This is a genomic window from Pseudomonas sp. NBRC 111143, assembly GCF_001320965.1.
In the GTDB taxonomy this organism is placed as follows: domain Bacteria; phylum Pseudomonadota; class Gammaproteobacteria; order Pseudomonadales; family Pseudomonadaceae; genus Aquipseudomonas; species Aquipseudomonas machongensis.
Genome location: NZ_BCBT01000031.1, coordinates 23,069 through 44,968, shown reverse-complemented (window position 1 = coordinate 44,968; position 21,900 = coordinate 23,069). Strand labels below are relative to the sequence as shown.

General features: G+C 64.3%; 22 protein-coding genes. 12 read left to right on the top strand and 10 right to left on the bottom strand.

Annotated features, from left to right (window positions below; all coding sequences use genetic code 11):
* Nucleotides 1-106 precede the first annotated feature (106 nt).
* The 3 genes from APH44_RS17465 to APH44_RS17455 form a co-directional block, all read right to left on the bottom strand.
* A complete protein-coding gene (locus APH44_RS17465) occupies nt 107-2,158 on the bottom strand; it encodes a bifunctional diguanylate cyclase/phosphodiesterase (RefSeq protein ID WP_054893819.1) in 2,052 nt (683 codons plus the stop codon).
* A gap of 307 nt (nt 2,159-2,465) precedes the next feature.
* Nucleotides 2,466-3,062 (bottom strand): superoxide dismutase, encoded by a 597-nt coding sequence (locus tag APH44_RS17460; RefSeq protein WP_054893818.1) that lies wholly within the window; start codon nt 3,060-3,062, stop codon nt 2,466-2,468.
* A 192-nt stretch (nt 3,063-3,254) separates the two neighbouring features.
* Entirely contained in the window at nt 3,255-3,854 is a 600-nt protein-coding gene (locus APH44_RS17455) for a LysE/ArgO family amino acid transporter (protein ID WP_054893817.1), read from the bottom strand.
* Between the two features lie 126 nt (nt 3,855-3,980).
* Here APH44_RS17455 and APH44_RS17450 point away from each other — a divergent pair, with 126 nt between their 5' ends.
* From APH44_RS17450 to APH44_RS17440, 3 genes are all read left to right on the top strand, one after another.
* Entirely contained in the window at nt 3,981-4,871 is an 891-nt protein-coding gene (locus tag APH44_RS17450) for a LysR family transcriptional regulator ArgP (protein ID WP_054893816.1), read from the top strand.
* 49 nt (nt 4,872-4,920) lie between these two features.
* Nucleotides 4,921-5,916, top strand: coding sequence for an NAD(P)-dependent oxidoreductase (locus tag APH44_RS17445; protein WP_054893815.1), 996 nt, complete (start codon nt 4,921-4,923; stop codon nt 5,914-5,916).
* Between the two features lie 86 nt (nt 5,917-6,002).
* On the top strand, nt 6,003-6,821 hold the full coding sequence (locus tag APH44_RS17440) for a hypothetical protein (RefSeq protein WP_054893814.1): 819 nt from the start codon (nt 6,003-6,005) through the stop codon (nt 6,819-6,821).
* A 71-nt stretch (nt 6,822-6,892) separates the two neighbouring features.
* Here the strand turns inward: APH44_RS17440 and APH44_RS17435 are convergent, their stop codons facing one another.
* The 3 genes from APH44_RS17435 to APH44_RS17425 are packed head-to-tail and all read right to left on the bottom strand — an operon-like array spanning nt 6,893 to nt 9,450.
* A complete protein-coding gene (locus tag APH44_RS17435) occupies nt 6,893-7,942 on the bottom strand; it encodes an alkene reductase (protein ID WP_054893813.1) in 1,050 nt (349 codons plus the stop codon).
* Nucleotides 7,943-7,961: 19 nt separating this feature from the next.
* A complete protein-coding gene (locus APH44_RS17430) occupies nt 7,962-9,134 on the bottom strand; it encodes an MFS transporter (RefSeq protein ID WP_054893812.1) in 1,173 nt (390 codons plus the stop codon).
* A gap of 13 nt (nt 9,135-9,147) precedes the next feature.
* The gene (locus tag APH44_RS17425; protein WP_054893811.1) at nt 9,148-9,450 is read right to left on the bottom strand and encodes a helix-turn-helix transcriptional regulator; all 303 of its coding nucleotides are present in this window, start codon (nt 9,448-9,450) and stop codon (nt 9,148-9,150) included.
* Between the two features lie 152 nt (nt 9,451-9,602).
* Between APH44_RS17425 and APH44_RS17420 the strand changes: the two genes are divergently transcribed.
* Entirely contained in the window at nt 9,603-10,175 is a 573-nt protein-coding gene (locus APH44_RS17420) for an ACP phosphodiesterase (RefSeq protein WP_054893810.1), read from the top strand.
* 133 nt (nt 10,176-10,308) lie between these two features.
* Here the strand turns inward: APH44_RS17420 and APH44_RS17415 are convergent, their stop codons facing one another.
* Both APH44_RS17415 and olsB read right to left on the bottom strand, forming a co-directional pair.
* The gene (locus APH44_RS17415; RefSeq protein ID WP_054893809.1) at nt 10,309-11,100 is read right to left on the bottom strand and encodes a 1-acyl-sn-glycerol-3-phosphate acyltransferase; all 792 of its coding nucleotides are present in this window, start codon (nt 11,098-11,100) and stop codon (nt 10,309-10,311) included.
* Entirely contained in the window at nt 11,100-11,855 is a 756-nt protein-coding gene (gene olsB / locus APH44_RS17410) for an L-ornithine N(alpha)-acyltransferase (RefSeq protein ID WP_054893808.1), read from the bottom strand. Before olsB ends, APH44_RS17415 begins: the two co-directional genes overlap by 1 nt.
* A 136-nt stretch (nt 11,856-11,991) precedes the next feature.
* On the opposite strand from olsB, the gene APH44_RS17405 reads away from it, so the two are divergent.
* From APH44_RS17405 to APH44_RS17375, 7 genes are all read left to right on the top strand, one after another.
* The gene (locus APH44_RS17405; RefSeq protein ID WP_054893807.1) at nt 11,992-12,879 is read left to right on the top strand and encodes a hypothetical protein; all 888 of its coding nucleotides are present in this window, start codon (nt 11,992-11,994) and stop codon (nt 12,877-12,879) included.
* A 42-nt stretch (nt 12,880-12,921) separates the two neighbouring features.
* Nucleotides 12,922-14,010, top strand: coding sequence for a serine hydrolase (locus APH44_RS17400; RefSeq protein ID WP_156343769.1), 1,089 nt, complete (start codon nt 12,922-12,924; stop codon nt 14,008-14,010).
* The gene (locus APH44_RS17395) at nt 14,007-14,303 is read left to right on the top strand and encodes a hypothetical protein (protein ID WP_054893806.1); all 297 of its coding nucleotides are present in this window, start codon (nt 14,007-14,009) and stop codon (nt 14,301-14,303) included. Before APH44_RS17400 ends, APH44_RS17395 begins: the two co-directional genes overlap by 4 nt.
* 45 nt (nt 14,304-14,348) lie before the next feature.
* Nucleotides 14,349-14,930, top strand: a complete 582-nt coding sequence (locus APH44_RS17390) for a YceI family protein (protein ID WP_054893805.1) — start codon at nt 14,349-14,351, stop codon at nt 14,928-14,930.
* Between the two features lies 1 nt (nt 14,931).
* Complete coding sequence (locus tag APH44_RS17385; protein WP_054893804.1) at nt 14,932-16,089, top strand: phosphatidylserine/phosphatidylglycerophosphate/cardiolipin synthase family protein; 1,158 nt, start codon at nt 14,932-14,934, stop codon at nt 16,087-16,089.
* A gap of 79 nt (nt 16,090-16,168) precedes the next feature.
* Entirely contained in the window at nt 16,169-16,747 is a 579-nt protein-coding gene (locus APH44_RS17380) for a DJ-1/PfpI family protein (protein ID WP_054893803.1), read from the top strand.
* Nucleotides 16,748-16,889: 142 nt separating this feature from the next.
* Entirely contained in the window at nt 16,890-17,480 is a 591-nt protein-coding gene (locus APH44_RS17375; protein ID WP_054893802.1) for a GNAT family N-acetyltransferase, read from the top strand.
* Between the two features lie 108 nt (nt 17,481-17,588).
* Here the strand turns inward: APH44_RS17375 and APH44_RS17370 are convergent, their stop codons facing one another.
* On the bottom strand, nt 17,589-19,112 hold the full coding sequence (locus APH44_RS17370) for a fumarate hydratase (RefSeq protein WP_054893801.1): 1,524 nt from the start codon (nt 19,110-19,112) through the stop codon (nt 17,589-17,591).
* A 241-nt stretch (nt 19,113-19,353) separates the two neighbouring features.
* On the opposite strand from APH44_RS17370, the gene APH44_RS17365 reads away from it, so the two are divergent.
* Nucleotides 19,354-20,274 (top strand): iron-sulfur-binding ferredoxin reductase, encoded by a 921-nt coding sequence (locus APH44_RS17365; protein ID WP_054893800.1) that lies wholly within the window; start codon nt 19,354-19,356, stop codon nt 20,272-20,274.
* Between the two features lie 103 nt (nt 20,275-20,377).
* On the opposite strand, the gene pyk is transcribed toward APH44_RS17365, so the two are convergent.
* On the bottom strand, nt 20,378-21,832 hold the full coding sequence (gene pyk / locus APH44_RS17360) for a pyruvate kinase (RefSeq protein ID WP_054893799.1): 1,455 nt from the start codon (nt 21,830-21,832) through the stop codon (nt 20,378-20,380).
* Nucleotides 21,833-21,900 lie beyond the last annotated feature (68 nt).

Genomic DNA, 21,900 nt, shown 5'->3' with positions numbered 1-21,900 from the left:
GGCACGCGAAACCGCAACATAATGCGAAAGATTTGCATTTGGTGTAAAGGGTTGGCCGTGCTTTTCGTGCAAATGTCGTTTCCAGGGTCGTCAATGACGACCACGCTCAGAGTGCCGAGACCTGGTTGCGTTGGGCGTGCTTGAGGAAGGCGGTCAGCTCGCGCGAGGGCAGCGGCTTGCTGTAGTGGTAGCCCTGACCCTCATGGCAGCCCTGGGCGATGATGTAGGTTTCCTGCTCGGCGGTTTCCACGCCTTCGGCGATCACCTGCATGCCCAGGCTCTTGCCCAACTGGATGATGGCCCGAACGATGGTGGCGTCGTCATCGTCGTCCAGCAGGTCCTGGACGAAGCTCTTGTCGATCTTGATCTTGTCCAGCGGCAGCGACTTCAGGTAACTGAGCGAGGAGTAGCCGGTGCCGAAGTCGTCGATGGCGATCAGCGCCCCTGAACGGCGCAGGCTCAGCAGGTGTTGGGCGGCGGTGCTGATGTCTTCCATCAGGCCGGTCTCGGTCACCTCCAGCTCCAGGCTGCGCGGCGGCAGGCGATAGGCCTGCAGCAGGTTGTTGACCACCCGCGGCAGCTCGTTGTGGTGCAGTTGCACGGTCGACAGGTTGACCGCCATGCGCAGCTCGCTGAAACCCAGGTCGTGCCACTCGCGCAACTGGCGGCAGGCCTGGTCGAGCACCCATTCGCCGATGGCGATGATGTTGCCGTTCTGTTCGGCCAGCGGGATGAACTGGTCTGGCGGTACCATGCCCAGCTCCGGATGCTGCCAGCGCAGCAGCGCTTCGACGCCGACCACACGGTGGTCGCGGTAGCTGATCTGCGGTTGATACACCAGGTAGAGCTGGTTGCGCGGCAACGCCTCGCGCAGGTCTTTTTCCAGCTCTCGGCGCCGACGCATCTCGCTGTCGACGCTGGCGATGTAGAACTGATAGCGGTTGCGCGAGCGGGCCTTGGCCAGGGTCATGGTCTGCTCGGCCTTTTGCAGCAGCTTTTCGGTGCTGTCGCCGTCTTCGGGGAACAGGGTGATGCCGATGGTGGCACGCAAACGGATTTCCTGATGATCGAGGGCGAAGGGCACTTCCAGGTCGTCGAGAATGCTCTGGGCCAGCTCGGCGGCCTCGTAGGGCTGCTCGATGTTGGCTTGCACCAGGGCGAACTGGTCGCCACCCAGGCGGGCGAGGGAACCGAGGCGGCCGCTGTGGGCGCGCAGGCGGTCGGCCAGGGCCAGCAGCAACTGGTCGCCGACCTGGTAGCTGAACTGCTCGTTGATGCCCTTGAAGTCGTCCAGGCCCACGCACAGTACGGCCACACGGTGCTGCAGGCGCCCGCCATCGACGAGGATCTTGTCCAGTTGCTGTTGCAACTGCTGGCGGTTGGGCAGGCCGGTCAGGAAGTCGTACTGGGGCATGCGCTGCAGGCTGTTTTCCGCCTCGTGGCGCAAATGGGTGTTGCGTTCGATGGAGGCCAGCAACTGGTTGGCGGTGTCGACCCACAGGCCCAGTTCGTTGCGTTCGTGGCCCTTGAGTTGGGGAATCTGGTGCTGGCTGGGGCGGTCGGGGTTGATCTGGGTGAGATGCTCGATGATTTTCGACAACGGTTTGGTCAGCAGCCAGTGGTACACGAGGTAGAGCACCAGGCCCATGGCCAGGGCGCGCAGCACGCCGGAAATGAAGATGATGACCGCGTTGACCAGAAAGCCCTCGCCATAGCTGGCGGTATCGAGTGTGATGCTCAGGTCGCCGTAGTATTCGCTGTAGGGGCCGCGGCCGACCAGTTGGGTGGTGTAGGTGCGCTCCTGGCCGAGGATCAGGTCGGTCAACCAGCGCAGGGGCATGTCCTGCAGGGGGCGGGACTTCTGCGCGAGCATGGTTTCATTGGGGTGGCCGATGGAGGCCATGCGCACCGATTCGTCCTGGAACAGACCCTCCATGACCTGCATGCCCATCTCTCGGTCGAGGCTGTAGACCGCTTGGGTGGAGGGGTCGCGGAACATGTCGAGGATGCGCTGGGCATCGTTGTTGACGGCCTGGCGGGTCTTGTAGGTGTCATAGACGATCTGCGCACAACTGAGAACGACGCCCACCGCGAGCGCCGACAGCAGCACGACCCTGAGCAACTTGACCGACAAGCTGTTCCGAAATTCCAGCTTCAATGGGGTTTCCTTAATCCATGCGCATGCCATTATTTTGCCATCAACCTTGGCAATACACTATCGACCGATTGCCGCGGCAGGCGAGGGGCCCGTCGCTGGATGCACCCTGAGTACTGTATCGGTTATGCGGCCATGCGACTTGAATGTCCTGCATCAACTTTCCAGAAGGTTGATGTTAGCGCGCTATTGAGGGGGAGCAAGAGAGGGCGCGCGGGAGGCTTGAAAATTAGCCGTGGTTTTTCCGTTTCCTGGACCCGGGAAACAAAAAAACCCGGCCAGGGCCGGGTTTTTCAGAGCGCTGAACGAATCAGGCCTTGAAGGTCTTGCCTTCGAACTGCTCGGCAACGAACTTCCAGTTGACCAGGTTCCAGAACGCCTCGACGTACTTCGGACGCAGGTTACGGTAGTCGATGTAGTAGGCGTGTTCCCAGACGTCGCAGGTCAGCAGCGGGGTGTCGCCGCTGGTCAGCGGGTTGCCGGCGCCGATGGTGCTGGCCAGGGCCAGGGAACCGTCAGCCTTCTTCACCAGCCAGCCCCAACCGGAACCGAAGGTGCCGACCGAAGTCTTGGTGAACTCTTCCTTGAACTTGTCGAAGGAACCGAAGGCAGCGTTGATGGCTTCAGCCAGGGCGCCAGTCGGCTGGCCGCCGGCGTTCGGTGCCAGGCAGTTCCAGTAGAAGGTGTGGTTCCAGACTTGAGCTGCGTTGTTGAAGATACCGCCCGAGGAGGTCTTGACGATTTCTTCCAGCGACTTGCCTTCGAATTCGGTGCCTGGGACCAGGTTGTTCAGGTTCACGACATAGGTGTTGTGGTGCTTGTCGTGGTGAAACTCCAGGGTTTCCTTGGAGATGTGCGGCTGCAGGGCATCGTGGGCGTAGGGCAGCGGCGGCAATTCAAAAGCCATGGTGGATCTCCTGATTCAGGTCTGTTTGCGGTTTGCGCAAGGCCGATCACGGGCGGCCCGATGAGCGTCGGCGAGTTTGTACTCTTTGCCACGCAAGGGCTGGATCATAGCACCAGCCCCCGCGCATAACCACGCAACAACTATAGGGAATAGAGGTTCCAGAGCGGTTGGGCCCCGGCGACCAGTGGGGAATCAGCCGAGGATCAGTTGCGCGGCGACGGCGAACATCATCACCGCCACCATCAGGTCCAGCAGCCGCCAGGTCCCGGGGCGTGCGAGCCAGGGTGCGAGCCAGGCGGCGCCCAGGGCCAGGGTGAAGAACCACACCAGCGATGCGCTCGCCGCTCCGGCGACGTAGGCCCCGGGCACCGTCTGCTGGGCGCCGAGCGAGCCGATCAGCAGCACGGTGTCCAGGTAGACGTGGGGGTTGAGCAGGGTCACCGCCAGGGCACTTAGCAGCACTGCCCGGCGTGAACGCAGGCCTTGGCCTTGCTGCTGTTCCAGGCTCTGCCTGGAGCAGGCCCGTTGCAGGGCCTTGGCGCCATACCAGATCAGGAACAGCGCACCTCCCCAGCGTGCGGCGGCAAGCAGGGTCGGGTTGTGCGCCAGCACCGTCGCCAGGCCGAACACTCCGGCCGCCACCAGGATCGCGTCGCACAGCACGCACAACAGTGCCACCGGCAGGTGATGTTCGCGGCGCAGGCTCTGGGCCAGGACAAAGGCGTTCTGGGTGCCGATGGCCATGATCAGGCCGAAGGCCACCAGCATGCCGTTCAGGTAACTCTGCCACATAACGGGAACACTCCACGGGCGCCACCTTTGAAGGGCGACGCAGATTCACAAGAAGATGCTGGCCATTGTCGGCAAGGGCGCTGTATAAGAAAAACAAATAGTACTCATCCGGCATTAGGAAAATCGATGTTCGACTACAAGTTGCTCGCTGCCCTCGCCGCCGTGATCGAACAAGGCGGGTTCGAGCGCGCCGCCCAGGTACTGGGGCTTTCGCAGTCGGCCATCTCGCAACGCATCAAACTGCTGGAGGCGCGTGTCGGCCAGCCGGTGCTGGTGCGTGCCACGCCACCGAGCCCGACCGATGTCGGTCGCCAGTTGCTCAACCACGTGCAGCAGGTGCGCCTGCTCGAGCGTGACCTGCAGCGCCAGGTCCCGGCGCTGGATGAAGAGGGCATGCCCGAACGTCTGCGTATCGCCCTCAACGCTGACAGCCTGGCGACCTGGTGGGCCGGGGCGGTGGGGGATTTCTGTGCCGGGCAACGCTTGCTGTTGGACCTGGTGGTCGAAGATAAGGAAGTCGGTCTGCGGCGCATGCGTGCCGGCGAGGTGGCGGCCTGCCTGTGCGGTAGCGAGCGCCCGGTGGCGGGTGCGCGCAGCCAGCCGTTGGGGGCGATGCGCTATCGCGCGCTGGCAAGCCCGGCGTTCATGGCGCGGTATTTTCCGCAGGGGTTCGAGGTGGCGCGGTTGGCCCGCACACCGGCGGTGGTCTTCGGGCCTGACGATTTCCTGCAGCACCGCTACCTGGCGTCATTGGGGATCGAGGACGGTTTCCTGCATCACCTGTGCCCGTCGTCCGAGGGTTTTTTGCGTCTGACCGAAGCCGGGCTCGGTTGGGGCCTGGTGCCTGAACTGCAGGCCCGCGAACAACTGGCCAGTGGGCAGTTGGTGGAAATCTGCAGCGATACTCCCATCGATGTGCCGTTGTACTGGCATCATTGGCGCAACGGCGGGCAACTGCTCGCACAACTGACAGAACACCTGCGCCAGGCGGCGCCAGGTTGGCTGGTGCCGTTGTAGGCACGGGCGGCGTCAACTGCATCTGTAATCTGGCAAGGCGGAGTCTTACATGCGAATTCTGGTCACCGGCGCGAGCGGCTTCATTGGCGGGCGCTTTGCGCGTTTTGCCCTGGAGCAGGGCCTGCAGGTGCGGGTCAACGGCCGCCGTGCCGAAGGCGTGGAGCACCTGGTCAAGCGCGGGGCGCAGTTCATTCCAGGCGACCTGGGCGACGCCGAGGTGGCGCGCCGTCTGTGCCAGGGCGTCGACGCCGTGGTGCATTGCGCGGGGGCGGTGGGCAACTGGGGGCGTTATCAGGATTTTCATCATGGCAACGTGGTGCTCACCGAGAACGTGGTCGAAGGTTGCCTCAAAGAACATGTGCGGCGCCTGGTGCACCTGTCGTCGCCGTCGATCTACTTCACTGGCCGCTCGCGCCTGGACATTCGCGAGGACCAGGTGCCGCGGCGTTTTCACGATCACTATGCGCTGACCAAGCACCTGGCCGAGCAGAAAGTCTTCGGTGCCCAGGAGTTCGGCCTCGAAGTGCTCGCCCTGCGTCCGCGCTTCGTCACCGGCGCAGGGGATGCGAGCATCTTCCCGCGGCTGATGCGCATGCAGGGCAAGGGACGTCTGGCGATCATCGGCAACGGCCTGAACAAGGTCGACTTCACCAGCGTGCACAACCTCAACGAGGCGCTGCTCAGCGCCCTGTTCGCCGAAGAGCAGGCGCTGGGCCAGGCCTACAACATCAGCAACGGCCAGCCACTGCCACTGTGGGACGTGGTCAATTATGTAATGCGCCAGATGCAGTTGCCGCAAGTCACCCGCTACCGCTCCTATCGCCTCGCCTACAGCCTCGCAGCTGTCAACGAGGCTGCCTGCATGCTCTGGCCAGGCCGGCCGCAACCCACCCTGACACGTACCGCGATGCAGGTGATGAGCAAGGATTTCACCCTCGACATCAGCCGCGCCCGGCATAATCTCGACTACCGCCCCAAGGTCAGCCTGTGGACCGCGCTGGATGAATTCTGCGGCTGGTGGAAGCACCTTCCGGGGCAGCAGTGAACCTGTCGGGCGGACGATGGTCATCAGTGCGCCGCCCGGGCGGTTTATAATATGTCTCTTTGCTATTAGTGCGGTCGAACCTACCCATGCGCAACGATGCCCACGATGATTTCGATGATGTGCCGGTCCTGAGGGCGGGTACGCCTGACGATGATGAACTGCTTCCGGCTCACGTGGCCCGCGGCCGCCAGAAAGCCGCGCGCCCAGCCAGCAACGGCCCGCTGTGGGCGCTGCTGCTGGCCTCGTTCATCGCCCTGGCCGGGCTCGGCTGGTGGAGCTTCCAGCAGATCTCGCTGATGGAGCAGCAATTGGTGGCCACTCAGGAGAGCTTTGCCCGCATCAGCGAGGAAGCTGCCGGCCGCCTGCAGGCGATCAGCGGCAAGGTCGATGCCAGCGAGTCGAACAGCAGCACTGGCAGCGAAGCCCTGAAACTGCAGATTCGCCAGTTGCAGGCCAGCCTTGCCGAGCAGAGCAAGCAGCAGGAAGGCGTCGCTGGTCAGGCCGGCGATCTGGGCAAGCGCCTGGAGCAGGTGCTGGCCGATACCCGCGAGCAGCAGAAGGCGGTGACCGAACTGCAGACCCAGTTGCAGGCGCAGCTCAAGGCCGTGAATACCGAATTGGCGGCGCTCAAGTCGGGCCAGGTCGATGGCGGCAAGCTCGATGGCCAGCTCAAGAGCCTGAGCAGCGAGGTGGCTGCAGTGAAGAAGCAAGGCGCTGCGATCGAGAGCCTGGAGCAGGATGTGCTGGTGCTCAAGAGCCAGGCGGACAACCGTCCAGCCAGCGCGGCTGCCGGTGGCGCGTCGGTGCAGGAGTTCGATGCCTTCCGTGGTCAGACCACCCGCAGCCTCAACACCTTGCAGAGCCAGATCCAGAACCTGCAGCAGCAGATCAACGCGCGGCCCTGATCGCCTGCGCAGGTCAAAAAAGCCCGCCCCCACGACCAGGTGTGGGGGCGGGCTTTTTTTCAGCCTGTGCGTTACATCCGCGGATAGTCGATGTAGCCCACTGGTCCTTTGCCGTAGAACGTCTCGGGGTGCGGCTCGTTCAGCGGCGCATCGGCTGCCAGGCGTGCTGGCAGGTCTGGGTTGGCGATGAACGGGATGCCGAAGGCGACGGCATCGGCCTTGCCGCTGGCCAGTGCTGCGTTGGCGGTGGCCTTGGTGAAGCGTTCGTTGACGATGTAGGGGCCGCCGAACGCCTCTTTGATCAGCGGGCCGATGCTGTCGTCGGCTTCTTTTTCCCGCGAGCAGATGAAGGCGATGCCGCGCTTGCCCAGTTCACGGGCAACGTAGGTGAAGGTCTCGGCGCGGTCGGCGTCGCCCATGTCATGGGCATCGGCCCGTGGTGCGAGATGCACGCCAACGCGCTTGGCGCCCCAGACACCGACCACAGCGTCGGTCACTTCCAGCAGCAGGCGGGCACGGTTTTCCAGCGAGCCGCCGTATTGGTCGGTGCGCTGGTTGGTGCTGCTCTGCAGGAACTGATCGAGCAGGTAACCATTGGCGCCATGGATTTCCACGCCGTCGAAACCAGCAGCCTTGGCGTTCTCGGCACCGGTCCGGTAAGCCTCGACGATGTCAGCGATTTCTTCGGTTTCCAGCGCACGTGGAGTCGGGTAGTCGCTCAGCGGACGCACCAGGCTGACGTGGCCTTTGGGCTGGATCGCGCTTGGCGCCACCGGTAGCTCACCGTTCAGGTACGACGGGTGGGAGATGCGCCCGACGTGCCACAGTTGCAGGAAGATGCGCCCGCCGGCGCCATGCACGGCCTGGGTCACGTTGAGCCAGCCACGGACCTGGTCGTTGGACCAGATGCCGGGGGTGTCGGGATAGCCGACGCCCATCGGCGTGACCGAAGTGGCTTCGCTGAGGATCAGGCCGGCGCTGGCGCGCTGCACGTAGTACTCGGCCATCAGTGCGTTGGGCACGCGGCCCTCGTCGGCGCGGCAGCGGGTCAGCGGGGCCATGATGATGCGGTTGGGCAGCTCGAGGTCGCCCAGGGTGATCGGATCGAAAAGCGTGGTCATATCGCAAGCCTCGCGTAGGTCAGTTGGATGCAGCGGCCAGTTCGGCGTCGTTGTCGCCGCGCTGGTTGAAAGTGATCAGGGTGACGATCAGCGCCAGGACAGCCAGGGCACCTGCAGCCAGCGGTACGCTGGTCAGGCCCAGGCCATGGGCGATGACGCTGCCGCCGACCCAGGCGCCCAGGGCGTTGCCCAGGTTGAAAGCGCCAATATTCAGGGTGGAGACCAGGTTCGGCGCATCCTTGCCGTAGGTAACCACGTTGACCTGCAGCGCCGGAACGGCGGCGAAGGCAGCGGTGGCCCAGAGGAACAGGGTGATTTCGGCGGGCACCAGCGCGTTGCTGGTCCAGCTGAACAGGGTGGAGACCACCGCCATGGTGGCGAACACGCCCACCAGCGTGGCGGCGAGGCGGCGATCGGCAAGCTTGCCTCCGAGGATGTTACCCAGGGTCAGGCCCAGGCCGATCAGCACCAAGGTCCAGGTCACGCCGCGTGGCGATACGCCGGTAACATCACCAAGCAGTGGCGCGACGTAGGTGAACAGGGCGAACACCGAGGCCGAGAACAGTACGGTCATGCTCAGCGACAACCAGATCCGGGCACCCTTGAGGGAGGCGAGTTCAGCACGCATGTCGACCTTTTCGGCATCCTGTTGCAGGGGCAGGAAGCGGATCAGGCCGATCAATGCGATCACGCCGATGCCGGTCACGGCCCAGAAGGTCGAGCGCCAGCCGGCGACCTGGCCCAGGGCGGTGCCCAGTGGCACGCCGAGCACGTTGGCCAGGGTCAGGCCGGTGAACATCAGGGCCACGGCCGAGGCGCGGCGGTTGGCCGGCACCAAGCTGGCCGCGACCACCGAGCCGATACCGAAGAAGGCACCGTGGCACAGGGCGGTGACCACGCGGGCGAACATCAGCAGGTTGTAGTCGCTGGCCACTGCACACAGCAGATTGCCGACGATGAACACGCCCATCAGCACCACCAATGCCGCCTTGCGTGGCAGACGGGCCGTGGCCAGGGCCATGAACGGCGCTCCGATCGCCACGCCCAGGGCGTAGCCGGTCACCAGCCAGCCGGCGCCGGGAATGCTCACCCCCAGGTCGCGCGCCACATCGGGCAGCAGGCCCATGATGACGAACTCGGTGGTGCCGATGGCAAAGGCGCTCAGCGCCAGGATCAACAGTGAAAGGGGCATTGCAAGGTCCTTGTCAGAGCTCTTGGCTCATCTGCTCGAGGAAGGCCTGGATGGTTTCCTCGTTGCGCTTGAAGAAATGCCACTGCCCGACCTTCTGGCTGCTGATCAGACCTGCGCGCTGCAAGGTGGCCAGGTGGGCGGAGACGGTCGACTGCGACAGGCCGCAGCGTTGATCGATCTGCCCGGCACAGACGCCGAATTCGGTGCTGTGGTGCTGGTCGGGGAATTGCGCCGCTGGGTTCTTCAGCCAGTTGAGGATGTCTCGGCGGACCGGATGGGCCAGGGCTTTTATTATTTCGTCGAGGTCGAGAGGCATGGTTGGGCTCGTGGTGTGTAGCGGTATATCGCGATAGGGCGAAATATAAATCGATATTTCGCGATATACAAATATGAAGAGGTTCTGAGCTCAGCTGAAATCGCTATATCGCGTTATAACGATATAAATGTCCACGGTGATAGAATGCCGCCATGAACTACCTCGCACACCTGCACCTTGGCGGCTCCGCGCCGCAGCAACTGCTCGGCAGCCTGTACGGCGATTTCGTCAAAGGCCCGCTCGAAGGGCGCTTTGCGCCTGAGCTGGAGGCGGCAATCCGGTTGCATCGACAGATCGATCGCTACACCGACAGCCACCCGCTGGTGCTGGCGGCGCTGGCGCGTTTCCCGCGGGAGCGTCGGCGGTTTGCCGGGATTGTGCTCGACGTGTTCTTCGATCACTGCCTGGCACGGCACTGGGCGGATTACGCCGAGCAGCCGCTGGCGCAGTTTACCGACAGCTTTTACCGGGTACTGTTGGCCGAGCCGCAGTTGCCGGGGCGCTTGGCACGCATTGCGCCGTTCATGGCAGCGGATGACTGGCTGGGAGCCTATGGTGATTTCGCCACGCTGGAGCAGGTGTTCAATGGCATTGCCCGGCGCTTGTCGCGGCCGGAAGGGATGGCTGGGGTGATGGATGAGCTGGAGCGGCTGTATGAGCCGTTGCTGGCGGATTTTCGCGAGTTCTACCCGCAGTTGCAGGTGTTTGCGGCTACGGGGCGTTGAGGGTTTGAGGGCTGTCAGGGCCCTATCGCGGGGCAAGCCCGCTCCCACAGGTACCCCATTGTTTTTGGATACAGTGGGGTACCTGTGGGAGCGGGCTTGCCCCGCGATAGGGCCGGTCGACCCACCCCGGCAATCAGGCCGCCCTGGCCTGCCGACGCGGCACCGCCACTTCGACGTCCTCGACCCCGAACAACGCCACCTGAATCGCCTGCTGCGCCATGAACGCCAGCGCCGCACGTTCCTTGCCCTGACTCTCCACCGGCGCCAGCAGGTGAATCACCACCTCCCCCCGCTCCCGGCCAAACAAGCGCATCAAGTGCGAAACCAGGTCATCATCGCCAATGAACGGCGCGATCGGGTCCGGTTCACCGTTGCGCAGGTATTGGATCGCCACTGGCTGCACGGGCGTGCCCTGGTCGATGGCGCCGGCCAGCAGGCGTCCGTGGAAGGTGCGCAGGGCGCGGCCATCGGTGGTGGTGCCTTCAGGGAAGATCAGCAGCGGTCGGGCCTGGCCCAGTTGCTCGCTGATCTGTTCGCGCAGACGCTGGGCATCACCGCCGCCACGGCGAATGAACAAGGTGCCGGCCTTCTGCGCCAGCCAGCCGGCCAGCGGCCATTGGCGTACCTCGGCCTTGGACAGGAACGACAGCGGCGTGAGCATGCCTAGCAAGGGAATGTCGGTCCACGACACGTGGTTGCTGACCCATAGCATCGAGCGCTGCGGCATCTCACCGACGACCCGCACGTCAAAGGGCAGGGCGCCGATCAGGCGTTTCATGAACAGGCAGGTCCAACGTTGCCGTCGCTCAAGGGAGGCGTGCAGGCCCAAGCGTTCGCCCAGGGCGATGACGCTGGCCATGGCCATTCCCAGCAACAGCACCAGCACCAGGCGCAGGAGGCGGGCACAGGCCCGCAGGCCCGGCATCAGACTGCCGCCTTGAAGTGGCGGGCGTAGCGCGGGCAGAGGTCATCGCGCTTGAGCAGGATGAACACGTCGGCGACCTGGAAGTCTTCGTCCCAGCAAGGCTCGCCACAGATCTTCGCTCCCAGGCGCATGTACGCCTTGAGCAGCGGTGGCATCTCGGTGATCACGTTGTTCGGCAGGGCCAGGCTGGGAAGCGGCTTTTTCGGCTCGGCGCGCAGGTGCTCGGTGCACAGGTAGCGTTCGCGCAGGCGCTGCATGATTGCGTGGGCCTGGATGCCGCCGTCCTGCATGGGGATGCTGGCGCAGCCCATCAGGTAGCTGTAGCGACCTTCGTTGAGCACTTCGGCAAGCTCGCCCCAGAGCACGGCGATGGTGCCGCCGTTGCGGTAGTCGGGGTCGACGCAGGTGCGGCCCAGCTCCAGGATCGGACCTTGCAGTTGCAGCAGGCCATGCAGGCTGAATTCTTCTTCACTGTAGAAGCGGCCCAGGCTGCTGGCGGCCTGGTGGTCGAGCAGTCGGGTGGTGGCGACCAACTGGCCGGTGGCCAGGTCGCGCACACCGATGTGGCGGCAGTGGATATCGTAGTCATCCATGTCCAGGCCCAGTTCGGCGCCCTTGAGCTTGGCCTTGAATTCGGCGCTGAACACCTTGAAACGCAGGGCCTGTGCTTCCTGCAGGGCCGCAGCGCCGACCAGGCGTTCGGCTTGCAGACGGCGTTCAGTGCTGTTGTCGCCAGAGCGAGCGATCCGAGTCATTGCGAGTCTCCATAAGCCAGCCAAATAGGGTTGCGGCCGGTCGGCTTTGTTGTGCAAAGTCAGCCTAGGTAGGCGCGGTGTCACCCCCGTGAATCTTTGGTGATGCTTGCGTGACACCCCTCACGAGGAGCATTCGATGACCTGGTTGCAACGACTCAACGACCCGCTGCGCCAGGCGCTGGCGGCCACCCTGGGCGAGACCTACGCGGCCACGCTGGAGCGCCTGGGCGCTGTCACGCCGTTCGAGTTGGCGGCGCTGGGTGGGCGCGCGATGGATACGCCGGGATTGGCCTTTCTGGTCGGTTACCAGGCAGCCTTGCGTGTGCTCTGGCCCAGCGCGCCTGCTGGATTGGGGGCCTTGTGCGCCACCGAGCGGCGCAGTGTGCGTCCGGCCGACATGCACACCCGCCTCGACGGCTTGCGGCTGAGTGGTCGCAAGGATTTCGTCACCGCCGGCCTCGACGCCGAATGGCTGCTGGTGGCGGCCCGCAGCGAAGCGCAGGGCGAGGGCGTGCGGCTGAGCCTGGCGGTGGTCTACCCTGGTGAGCCCGGCGTGACCCTCGAAGCGTTGCCGACCCTGCCGTTGATGCCTGAGGTCGGCCATGCCCGTGTCGAACTGAAGCACGCGGCCTGCGAACTGCTGGCCGGTGATGGCTGGGATGCCTATGTCAAACCGTTCCGCTCCCTCGAAGACCTCTATGTACTCACTGCGCTGCTCGGATGGCTGCATGGCGTTGCCCAGGAATGCGCCTGGCCGCAGGTGTTGCGCCTGCGCCTGATCGGATTGCTCGCTGCCTGTGCCGAGGCCAGTCGGCAGTGCGCCGACAGTGTGGGTTGTCATCTGTTGCTGGCCGGTCTGTTCGCCCAGTTCCAGGCACTGCGTACCGATATCGACAAGGCCCTGGTCGAAGGACCCGAACACTGGATGCAGCTCTGGCAACGCGACCAGGGGCTGCTGGCGCTGGCGGCTGCGACCCGGGAAAAGCGCCTGGCCAAGGCCTGGGCTGCTGCAGGATTGTCATGAAGCCCAGGCATGCTCCGCCGATTGACCGCGCGTGAGGTATCGATGGGCAGACTGAAGGTGGTGCTGGGTATTGTCGGGCTGATCGCCCTGCCGGTGTTCGCCGAGCAGTGGCCGGACAGCCACTGGCAGCAGGATCCGACGCAGTACGACTGGCAGGCTGTCGACGCCTATGCCTTCCCGCTGCGCGACGATGCTGTTCGCAGCGGTGTGCGCAGCGATGCACTGTTGATCATTCGTGACGGTCGCATCCTGTACGAGCGCTACGCCGCCCCCACAAGTGCCGATACCCCGCACCTGACCTGGTCGATCAGCAAGAGCGTGCTGGCCACGCTGTTGGGTGTTGCCCGCGGCGAAGGGCATTTCCAGCTCGATGACCCGGCCGCCCGCTATTACCCCGCCCTGCGTGAGCATCCGCAACTGCGCCTGGTCGACCTGCTGCACTGGGCCAGCGGCCTGGCCTGGCAGGAAGACTATGAATACGCGCCATTGAAATCCTCGGTAGTAGCGATGCTCTATACCCGCGGACGCAACGACATGGCGGCCTACACCGCAGGCATGGCGCAAGCCGAGAAACCGGGTGAGCATTTCGCCTATTCCAGCGGCGACAGCAACCTGCTGGCGGCGGCCTTGCGCGGCATGCTCGCGCCGGATCAATACGCCGACTATCCCTGGCAGGCGCTGTTCACCCCGCTTGGCATCACGCATGCGGTGTGGGAGCGCGACGCTGCGGGTACCTATGTCGGCTCCTCCTACCTCTACCTCAGTGCTCGCGATCTTGCGCGCATCGGGCTGCTGATGCAGCGCGACGGGCGTTGGCGTGAGCGGCAACTGCTCCCTGCCGACTGGGTGGCCTTCAACCGCACCCTGTTCACTCATGCCGAGCCGGTGCCGGGTGATGCCAACCCTGGCGGGCACTGGTGGCTGAACCAGCCACTGCCGGGCAACCCGACGCCCTGGCCGGACGCACCTACCGACACCTTCGCCGCCCTCGGTCACTGGGGCCAGGCGCTGTACGTGCTGCCCACGCAGAAGCTGGTGATCGTACGCTACGGCGACGACCGCGACGGCAGCTACAGCCACAACGAACTGCTCAAGCGCGTGCTGGCCGTGCTGGCGAAGGAGGGCGCATGAAGCGGGTCTTGCTGGTGGTGCTGCTGGTCCTGCTGGCCTGGGGATGGAGCGAACGTCAGGCCCTGTCGGATTTCCCGAGCATTCTCCCGGCGTATTCGGCAAAGGAGTACTGCTCGTGCCGCTTCGTCATGGGGTTTGACGAGGCCTATTGCCGGGCTTATGTGAAGCAGTACCTGCCGTTGGGGCGCCTGGAAGAGGACAGCCGCGCACGCAGCGTGCTCGCCGAAGGCCTGGGACGGCTTAGCCTGGCTGCCTGGCAGGGGCCTCGCGAGGGTTGTCGCTTGCTGCCGTGAAGGCCCGCAGGGTAAGGTGGCTGGCCTTGCTTCACGAGGTTTCACATGTCCACTTTGCTCCGCCTGTTACCCGCCTTGTTGCTGGCCCTGTGTCTGCCCGCCCATGCCAACTGGCATCTGGACGGAGAGTCCTCGCGCCTGTCGTTCATCACCGGCAAGAACGGCGATACTGCCGAGGTGCACCGCTTCCTGGTGTTGCACGGCACCATCGACCGCAAGGGTGTGGCTGGCTTGAGCATCGAGATGGATTCGGTGAGTAGCGGTATTCCGCTGCGTGATGAGCGCATGCGTGACGGCCTGTTCGAGGTCGAGCGCTTCCCCGAAGCGACGGTCAAGGCCCAGCTCGACCTGCGGCCGATCAACGACCTGGCCAACGGTGCCCAGTTGGAGTTGCGCCTGCCACTGACCGTGACCCTGCACGGCCAGTCTCACAACTACAACGCGCTGCTGCTGGCCACCCGCCTCGATGAGCGGCGCTTCCAGGTGGTGACCCTCGAGCCGCTACTGTTGCGGGCCGAGGATTACGGCTTGCTGCCAGGGCTGGAAAGCCTGCGCAAGTTCGCCAAGCTCAAGTCCATCAACCCGTCGGTGCCGGTGAATGCGGTGCTGATCTTCACCGCACGTTGACATGCCAGGGCCAGTCTTCCCCTGGCGGGATGGCAACCAGTTCGAACTGCTGATCGACGGCCCGGAATTTTTTCCGCGCATGCTCACGGCGATCGTGCGCGCCGAGCGCCAGGTCGATCTGGAACTGTACTTGGTGGAGGCGGGGGCCTGTGCCGATGCGGTGGTCGAGGCCCTGGAGTCGGCCGCCTTGCGTGGTGTGCGGGTGCGTTGCCTGTTCGACGACTACGGCGCCCTGGCTTTCCCTTCGGCACTGCGCCAACGCTTGCAGGCCGCCGGTGTCGAGCTGCGGCTGTACAACCGCCTGCGCTGGCGCCGGGGCCTGCGCAACCTGTACCGCGATCACCGCAAGCTACTGCTGGTGGATGAGCACTGGGCGGTGGTGGGTGGTACCGGGGTGACCGACGAATTCTGGACACCGGGTCAGGAGGCGAGCGAGTGGCATGAAGTGATGGTGCGCATGGAGGGGCCGGTGGTGAGTGACTGGCAGGTGCTGTTCGACCGCCAGTGGCACGCCAACCACCGTCGTACCGCCTGGCGCCCGCCCGAGAACTTCGGCCTGTCGCGCCTGCCGAAGATGCCGGCGCAGGGGCAGGGCCTGGGCCGCGTGGCCTATGCCGACGCGCGCCAGCACCGCGACATCCTGCACTCGCTGGTCCGTGCGCTGAACAGTGGACAGCGTCGCATCTGGCTGGCGACGCCGTATTTTCTACCAACCTGGAGCGTGCGCCGCTCGCTGCGCCGGGCGGCGCAAAAGGGCATCGACGTACGCTTGCTGCTCACGGGACCACGTACCGACCACCCTTCGGTGCGCTACGCCGGCCATCGTTACTACCCTCGCTTGCTGCGCGCCGGGGTGAGGATCTTCGAATACCAGCCATGCTTCCTGCACCTGAAGATGGCCGTGGTCGACGACTGGGTCAGCATCGGCTCGTGCAACTTCGACCACTGGAACCTGCGCTTCAACCTCGAAGCCAACGTCGAGGCCCTCGACCCGCCGCTGACCGCAGCGGTGCTGGCCAGCTTCACGCGGGATTTCGCCGTGAGCGAGGAGGTCGATCTGGATCACTGGAAGGCCCGACCGCTGTGGCGGCGGGTGCAGCAGCGGATCTGGGGCTGGCTGGATCGGCTGGTAGTCAATCTGCTGGATCGCCGCAACTGAGACCTGCGCCGTATATCGGTCATGGACAAAGCGGACTATCGTGCAGTGATTGTTCCCTGCAAACGAAGGAGTGAATGCGATGACGGCGAAGAAGATTCTCATGCTGGTGGGCGATTACGTCGAGGACTACGAGGTGATGGTGCCGTTCCAGGCTTTGCAGATGGTCGGCCACACAGTGCACGCGGTATGCCCCGAGAAGATCGCCGGGCAGACCGTGCGCACGGCCATCCACGACTTCGAGGGCGACCAGACCTACAGCGAGAAACCTGGGCACAACTTCGCCCTCAACTTCGATTTCGTCCAGGTGCGTGCCGAAGGGTATGACGCGCTGCTGATCCCCGGTGGGCGGGCGCCGGAGTACCTGCGCCTGGACGAACGGGTGCTGAAACTGGTCAAGGAATTCGACCAGGCGGGCAAGCCGATCGCGGCGGTGTGCCATGGCGCACAGTTGCTGGCGGCGGCCGGGGTGCTCGAAGGGCGTGAATGCAGCGCTTATCCTGCGTGCGCACCGGAGGTGCGGTTGGCCGGGGGACGGTTCGTGGATATCGCCATCGATCAGGCGCATGTGGATGGCAATCTGGTGACGGCACCGGCATGGCCGGCGCATCCGGCGTGGCTGGCGGCTTTTCTCAAGGTGCTGGGCACGCGTATCGGCTGATTCGCGATACCGCCGGGTAGCGGTTCTGGAGAAATACCCGTCGCGCAGGGGAAAGGGCGCATGGCGCAGCCGATGTTAGGGTTTCCCCTCAGGCCCGGCTTAGCCGGGCGCGTCACCCACATCGACAGAGCGATCGCCCCGCATGGAAATCCGCCTGCTCCACGGCGCTGCCATCGCGCCTTACATCGATGACATCGCTCGCCTGCGCCTGACATTGCTACGCGAGTTTCCCTACCTCTACGAGGGTACGCCGGAGTGCGAGGCCGATGCGCTTCGCCGCTACATCGACTGCGAGTGCAGCCTGGCGATCCTGGCAGTGGACGAGGGGCGGGTGGTCGGTGCCTCGACCGGTCTGCCGCTGAGTGACAAGAGCGAGGCGTTGCGCCAGCCGTTTCTCGAGCAGGGGCGCGATCCGCGTACAGTCTATTATTTCGGCAAGTCGGTGTTGCTGCCGGCTTATCGCGGGCGGGGATTGGGTGTGCGTTTTTTCATCGAGCGTGAGTCCTATGCGCACAAGTTGGGCGGCTTTCATTACTGTGCGTTCAGCGCCGTCGAACGGCCCAATGGCCATCCGCGACGACCCGACGACTATAAGCCGCTACACGGTTTTTGGCGTAATCGTGGCTTTCTGCATCAGCCGTCCATGCGTGCGTCGTATGCCTGGCGCGATCTTGATGAAGCGGATGAGTCAGACAAGACGCTGTCGTTCTGGCTCAAGGATCTGTTGCTGTGATCCTGTGCTGAAACGGCAGCGCCCCGTTCGCGGGCAAGCCCGTTCCTTGTAGGAGCGGGCTTGCCCGCGAACGGGGCGCTGCTGTTTCAGCCTGGGATTAAAGCAGTCTTACTTCACTTCAACAGCCAGGCTCTGGGCAATCTTGTTCTGCCACAGCGCAGGGCCGGTGATGTGCACCGACTCGCCATTGCTGTCCACCGCGACGGTGACCGGCATGTCCTTGACGTCGAACTCGTAGATCGCTTCCATGCCCAGTTCGGCGAACGCCAGGACCTTGGACTTGCGAATCGCCTGGGCCACCAGGTAGGCGGCGCCGCCAACGGCCATCAGGTACACGGCCTTGTTGTCCTTGATCGCCTCGATGGCGGTCGGGCCGCGCTCGGACTTGCCGATCATGCCCAGCAGGCCAGTCTGCTCGAGGATCTGCCGGGTGAACTTGTCCATGCGCGTGGCAGTGGTCGGGCCGGCAGGGCCGACCACTTCGTCACCGACCGGATCGACCGGGCCGACGTAGTAGATGAAGCGGCCTTTCAGATCCACCGGCAGCTCTTCGCCACGGTTGAGCATTTCGACCATGCGCTTGTGCGCAGCGTCGCGGCCGGTGAGCATCTTGCCGTTGAGCAGGATGGTCTCGCCCGGTTTCCAGCTGGCAACTTCTTCCGGGGTGATCTCGTCGAGGTTGACGCGACGTGCGCTCGGGCCGGCTTCCCAGACGATTTCCGGGTAGGCATCCAGCGACGGCGCTTCCAGCTCTGCCGGGCCGGAGCCGTCGAGCACGAAGTGGGCGTGACGGGTGGCGGCGCAGTTGGGGATCATGCACACCGGCAGCGAAGCGGCGTGGGTCGGGTAGTCCATGATCTTGACGTCGAGCACGGTGGTCAGGCCGCCCAAGCCCTGGGCGCCGATGCCCAGCTGGTTGACCTTCTCGAACAGCTCCAGGCGGATCTCTTCGATGCGGTTCTGCGGGCCACGGGCTTTCAGTTCATGGATGTCGATCGACTCCATGAGCACTTCCTTGGCCATGACTGCGGCTTTCTCTGCTGTACCGCCGATGCCGATGCCCAGCATGCCAGGCGGGCACCAGCCAGCGCCCATGGTCGGGACGGTCTTGAGCACCCAGTCGACGATCGAGTCGGACGGGTTGAGCATGGCCATCTTCGACTTGTTCTCCGAACCGCCGCCCTTGGCTGCGACGTCGACTTCGACCTTGTCGCCGGGCACGATGGAGTAGTGGATCACCGCCGGGGTGTTGTCCTTGGTGTTCTTGCGGGCACCGGCCGGGTCGGCCAGGATGGAGGCGCGCAAGACGTTTTCCGGCAGATTGTAGGCGCGGCGCACGCCCTCGTTGATCATGTCGTCCAGGCTCATGGTCGCGCCGTCCCAGCGCACGTCCATGCCAACGCGCACGAACACGGTGACGATACCGGTGTCCTGGCAGATCGGGCGGTGGCCGGTGGCGCACATGCGCGAGTTGATCAGGATCTGGGCGATGGAGTCGCGCGCAGCGGGCGATTCTTCACGCAGATAGGCTTCGTGCATCGCCTGGATGAAATCGACGGGGTGGTAGTACGAGATGAATTGCAGGGCGTCGGCAACGCTCTGAATCAGGTCGTCTTGCTTGATCACGGTCATGCAGCGCGCTCCTCTTAAAGACGGGAACATTCGTAAAGGCATCGACACAGCCGACCAGCGCGTCGAAAGGCCTTGCAAGGCGCACCGGCAGGTCAGGCCGGCACAAAAAGGGCGCGGCAGTATAGCGCGGCTGCCCGTGGGAAACACCTGCGAGTGGTCTGGACCATGGTCGGCCGCTGCCAGGCATCGTTCTTGCTGGCGCTCTGTACAATGGCAACAGACTTCAGGAGACCCTTCGTACATGCCCGATCTTCGTGTGGGCGAGCGCTGCATCAGCGTTCCAACCGGCAGCAACCTGCTCGACGCCCTCAATGGCGCCGGCCTGAACGTGCCCTACAGTTGCCGGGCCGGCAGTTGCCACGCCTGCCTGGTGCGTTGCGTCGATGGCGAGCCGCAGGACGCCCGGCCCGAAGCCTTGCCGGACGACAAGCGTGAGCAGGGCTGGCGATTGGCATGCCAATGCCGGGTGGCCGGCGATATGCGGGTTGCCGTGTTCGATCCCTTGACCGACGGCCTGCCTGCGAAGGTGATTGAGGTCGATTGGCTGGGCGATGTGTTGCGTCTGCGGCTGCGACCCGAGCGTGGCTTGCGCTATCGGGCCGGCCAGCATCTGGTGCTATGGCTGGGGTCGGTGGCGCGACCTTATTCGCTGGCAAGCCTGCCGGGCGAGGATGAATTTCTCGAATTTCATATCGACTGCCGACGTCCAGGCGCCTTCTGCGACCAGGCGCGGGGCTTGAAAATTGGCGACCAGATGGTTCTGGGGGAGCTCAGAGGGGGCGCGCTGCACTACGACCCCGACTGGCAGGAGCGGCCGCTGTGGTTGCTGGCGGCAGGTACCGGCCTAGCCCCGCTGTGGGGCGTTGTGCGAGAGGCTTTGCGTCAAGGCCATCGGGCAGAAATCAAGGTGATGCATGTGGCACGAGACGCTGCCGGGCATTACCTGCAACCCGCGCTGCACCAGGTGCATGGCATCGATGCCGAATGCGTGCTGCAGGAACATCTCGAGGAGGCGCTTGCCAGCTTGCGTCCGACCTCTCGCCAGACCATCGCTTTGCTCTGTGGATCGCCCGCAAGTGTCGAGCGCTTCGCGCGCAGACTGTTCATCGCCGGTGTGCCGAGAAATCAGGTATTGGCTGACGTGTTCGTCGAGCATGCCTGACGTTCTTGCAGCACCGCGGCCTATCGCGGGCTACCAAAAAAAAGACCGCTCCGAAGAGCGGTCTTTTTTGGGGGCGCCTGAGGCCGTTGCCACGGCTTAGGCATCAACCAACCAGCGGATCACCGACGTGCAGGATCTTCATGCCGTTGGTGCCACCGATGGTGTGGTAGCTGTCGCCCTTGGTCAGGATCACCCAGTCACCCTGTTCGACCAGCCCACGCTTGAGCAGCTCGTCGACAGCCGCCTGGCTGACCTTGTCGGCCGGCAGCGAAGCCGGATCGAAGGCGATCGGGTAGACGCCGCGGAACATCGAAACGCGGGCCTGGGTCGCGCGGTGCGGCGACATGGCGAAGACCGGTACATGCGAGCGCAGGCGCGACATGATCAGCGGGGTGTAGCCGCTTTCGGTCAGGGCGATGATCGCCTTCACGCCAGGGAAATGGTTGGCGGTGTACATCGCCGCCAGGGCAATGCTCTCGTCGCAGCGCTCGAAGGTGGTGTGCAGGCGGTGGCTGGACTTCTGGTTGGTCGGGTGCTTCTCGGCGCCCAGGCAGATGCGCGCCATGGCCTGCACCGCTTCGATCGGGTACGAGCCGGCGGCGCTTTCGGCCGACAGCATCACCGCATCGGTGTTGTCCAGCACGGCGTTGGCCACGTCGGATACTTCGGCGCGGGTCGGCATCGGGTTCTGGATCATCGACTCCATCATCTGGGTCGCAACGATCACCGCTTTGTTGTTACGGCGCGCGTGCTGGATGATCTTCTTCTGGATGCCGATCAGCTCGGCGTCGCCGATTTCCACGCCGAGGTCGCCACGGGCAACCATCACCGCGTCGGAAGCAGCGATCAGGCCGTCGAGGGTTTCGTCGTCGGCAACGGCTTCGGCACGCTCGATCTTGGCCACCAGCCAGGCGCTGCCGCCGGCTTCGTCACGCAGTTTGCGTGCGTATTCCATGTCCTTGGCGTCACGCGGGAAGGAGACGGCCAGGTAGTCCAGGTCCATTTCCGCGGCCAGTTTGATGTCGGCCTTGTCTTTTTCGGTCAGGGCCGGTGCAGTCAGGCCGCCACCCTTGCGGTTGATGCCCTTGTGGTCGGACAGTGGGCCACCGACGATCACCACGCAATGCAGCGCGTCGGCAGTAGCGGTTTCGACGCGCATGACCACGCGACCGTCGTCGAGCAGCAGCTCGTCACCTACACCGCAGTCCTTGACCAGGTCGGGGTAGTCGATGCCGACGATATCCTGGTTGCCTTCGGTGAGCGGGTGGGCGGTGGAGAAGGTGAACTTGTCACCGATCTTCAGTTCGATGCGCTTGTTGCTGAACTTGGCGATACGGATCTTCGGACCTTGCAGGTCGCCCAGCAGTGCGACGTGGCGGCCGTTCTTGGCGGCGATGTCGCGGATCAGGCGAGCGCGGGCCTTGTGCTCGTCCGGAGTGCCGTGGGAAAAGTTCAGACGTGCCACGTCCAGGCCGGCGAGGATCAGTTGTTCGATCACTTCCGGCGAGTTGCTGGCGGGGCCCAGGGTGGCGACGATTTTGGTACGGCGGATGGTCATGCACAGACTCCTATAGTGAAGCGCAGCGAAAGGCTACTCCTCAATTGAGCTGTAGTCATTGTTCCGTT

Coding starts and splice junctions, on each gene's coding strand:
- APH44_RS17390 (WP_054893805.1), top strand. CDS start 14,349: ATGTCCACTTTGCTCCGCCTGTTACCCGCCTTGTTGCTGGCCCTGTGT.
- APH44_RS17450 (WP_054893816.1), top strand. CDS start 3,981: ATGTTCGACTACAAGTTGCTCGCTGCCCTCGCCGCCGTGATCGAACAA.
- APH44_RS17400 (WP_156343769.1), top strand. CDS start 12,922: ATGGGCAGACTGAAGGTGGTGCTGGGTATTGTCGGGCTGATCGCCCTG.
- APH44_RS17460 (WP_054893818.1), bottom strand. CDS start 3,062: ATGGCTTTTGAATTGCCGCCGCTGCCCTACGCCCACGATGCCCTGCAG.
- APH44_RS17440 (WP_054893814.1), top strand. CDS start 6,003: ATGCGCAACGATGCCCACGATGATTTCGATGATGTGCCGGTCCTGAGG.
- APH44_RS17395 (WP_054893806.1), top strand. CDS start 14,007: ATGAAGCGGGTCTTGCTGGTGGTGCTGCTGGTCCTGCTGGCCTGGGGA.
- APH44_RS17430 (WP_054893812.1), bottom strand. CDS start 9,134: ATGCCCCTTTCACTGTTGATCCTGGCGCTGAGCGCCTTTGCCATCGGC.
- APH44_RS17445 (WP_054893815.1), top strand. CDS start 4,921: ATGCGAATTCTGGTCACCGGCGCGAGCGGCTTCATTGGCGGGCGCTTT.
- APH44_RS17365 (WP_054893800.1), top strand. CDS start 19,354: ATGCCCGATCTTCGTGTGGGCGAGCGCTGCATCAGCGTTCCAACCGGC.
- APH44_RS17435 (WP_054893813.1), bottom strand. CDS start 7,942: ATGACCACGCTTTTCGATCCGATCACCCTGGGCGACCTCGAGCTGCCC.
- APH44_RS17385 (WP_054893804.1), top strand. CDS start 14,932: ATGCCAGGGCCAGTCTTCCCCTGGCGGGATGGCAACCAGTTCGAACTG.
- APH44_RS17405 (WP_054893807.1), top strand. CDS start 11,992: ATGACCTGGTTGCAACGACTCAACGACCCGCTGCGCCAGGCGCTGGCG.
- APH44_RS17415 (WP_054893809.1), bottom strand. CDS start 11,100: ATGCCGGGCCTGCGGGCCTGTGCCCGCCTCCTGCGCCTGGTGCTGGTG.
- APH44_RS17375 (WP_054893802.1), top strand. CDS start 16,890: ATGGAAATCCGCCTGCTCCACGGCGCTGCCATCGCGCCTTACATCGAT.
- APH44_RS17380 (WP_054893803.1), top strand. CDS start 16,169: ATGACGGCGAAGAAGATTCTCATGCTGGTGGGCGATTACGTCGAGGAC.
- pyk (WP_054893799.1), bottom strand. CDS start 21,832: ATGACCATCCGCCGTACCAAAATCGTCGCCACCCTGGGCCCCGCCAGC.
- APH44_RS17425 (WP_054893811.1), bottom strand. CDS start 9,450: ATGCCTCTCGACCTCGACGAAATAATAAAAGCCCTGGCCCATCCGGTC.
- APH44_RS17370 (WP_054893801.1), bottom strand. CDS start 19,112: ATGACCGTGATCAAGCAAGACGACCTGATTCAGAGCGTTGCCGACGCC.
- APH44_RS17420 (WP_054893810.1), top strand. CDS start 9,603: ATGAACTACCTCGCACACCTGCACCTTGGCGGCTCCGCGCCGCAGCAA.
- APH44_RS17455 (WP_054893817.1), bottom strand. CDS start 3,854: ATGTGGCAGAGTTACCTGAACGGCATGCTGGTGGCCTTCGGCCTGATC.
- olsB (WP_054893808.1), bottom strand. CDS start 11,855: ATGACTCGGATCGCTCGCTCTGGCGACAACAGCACTGAACGCCGTCTG.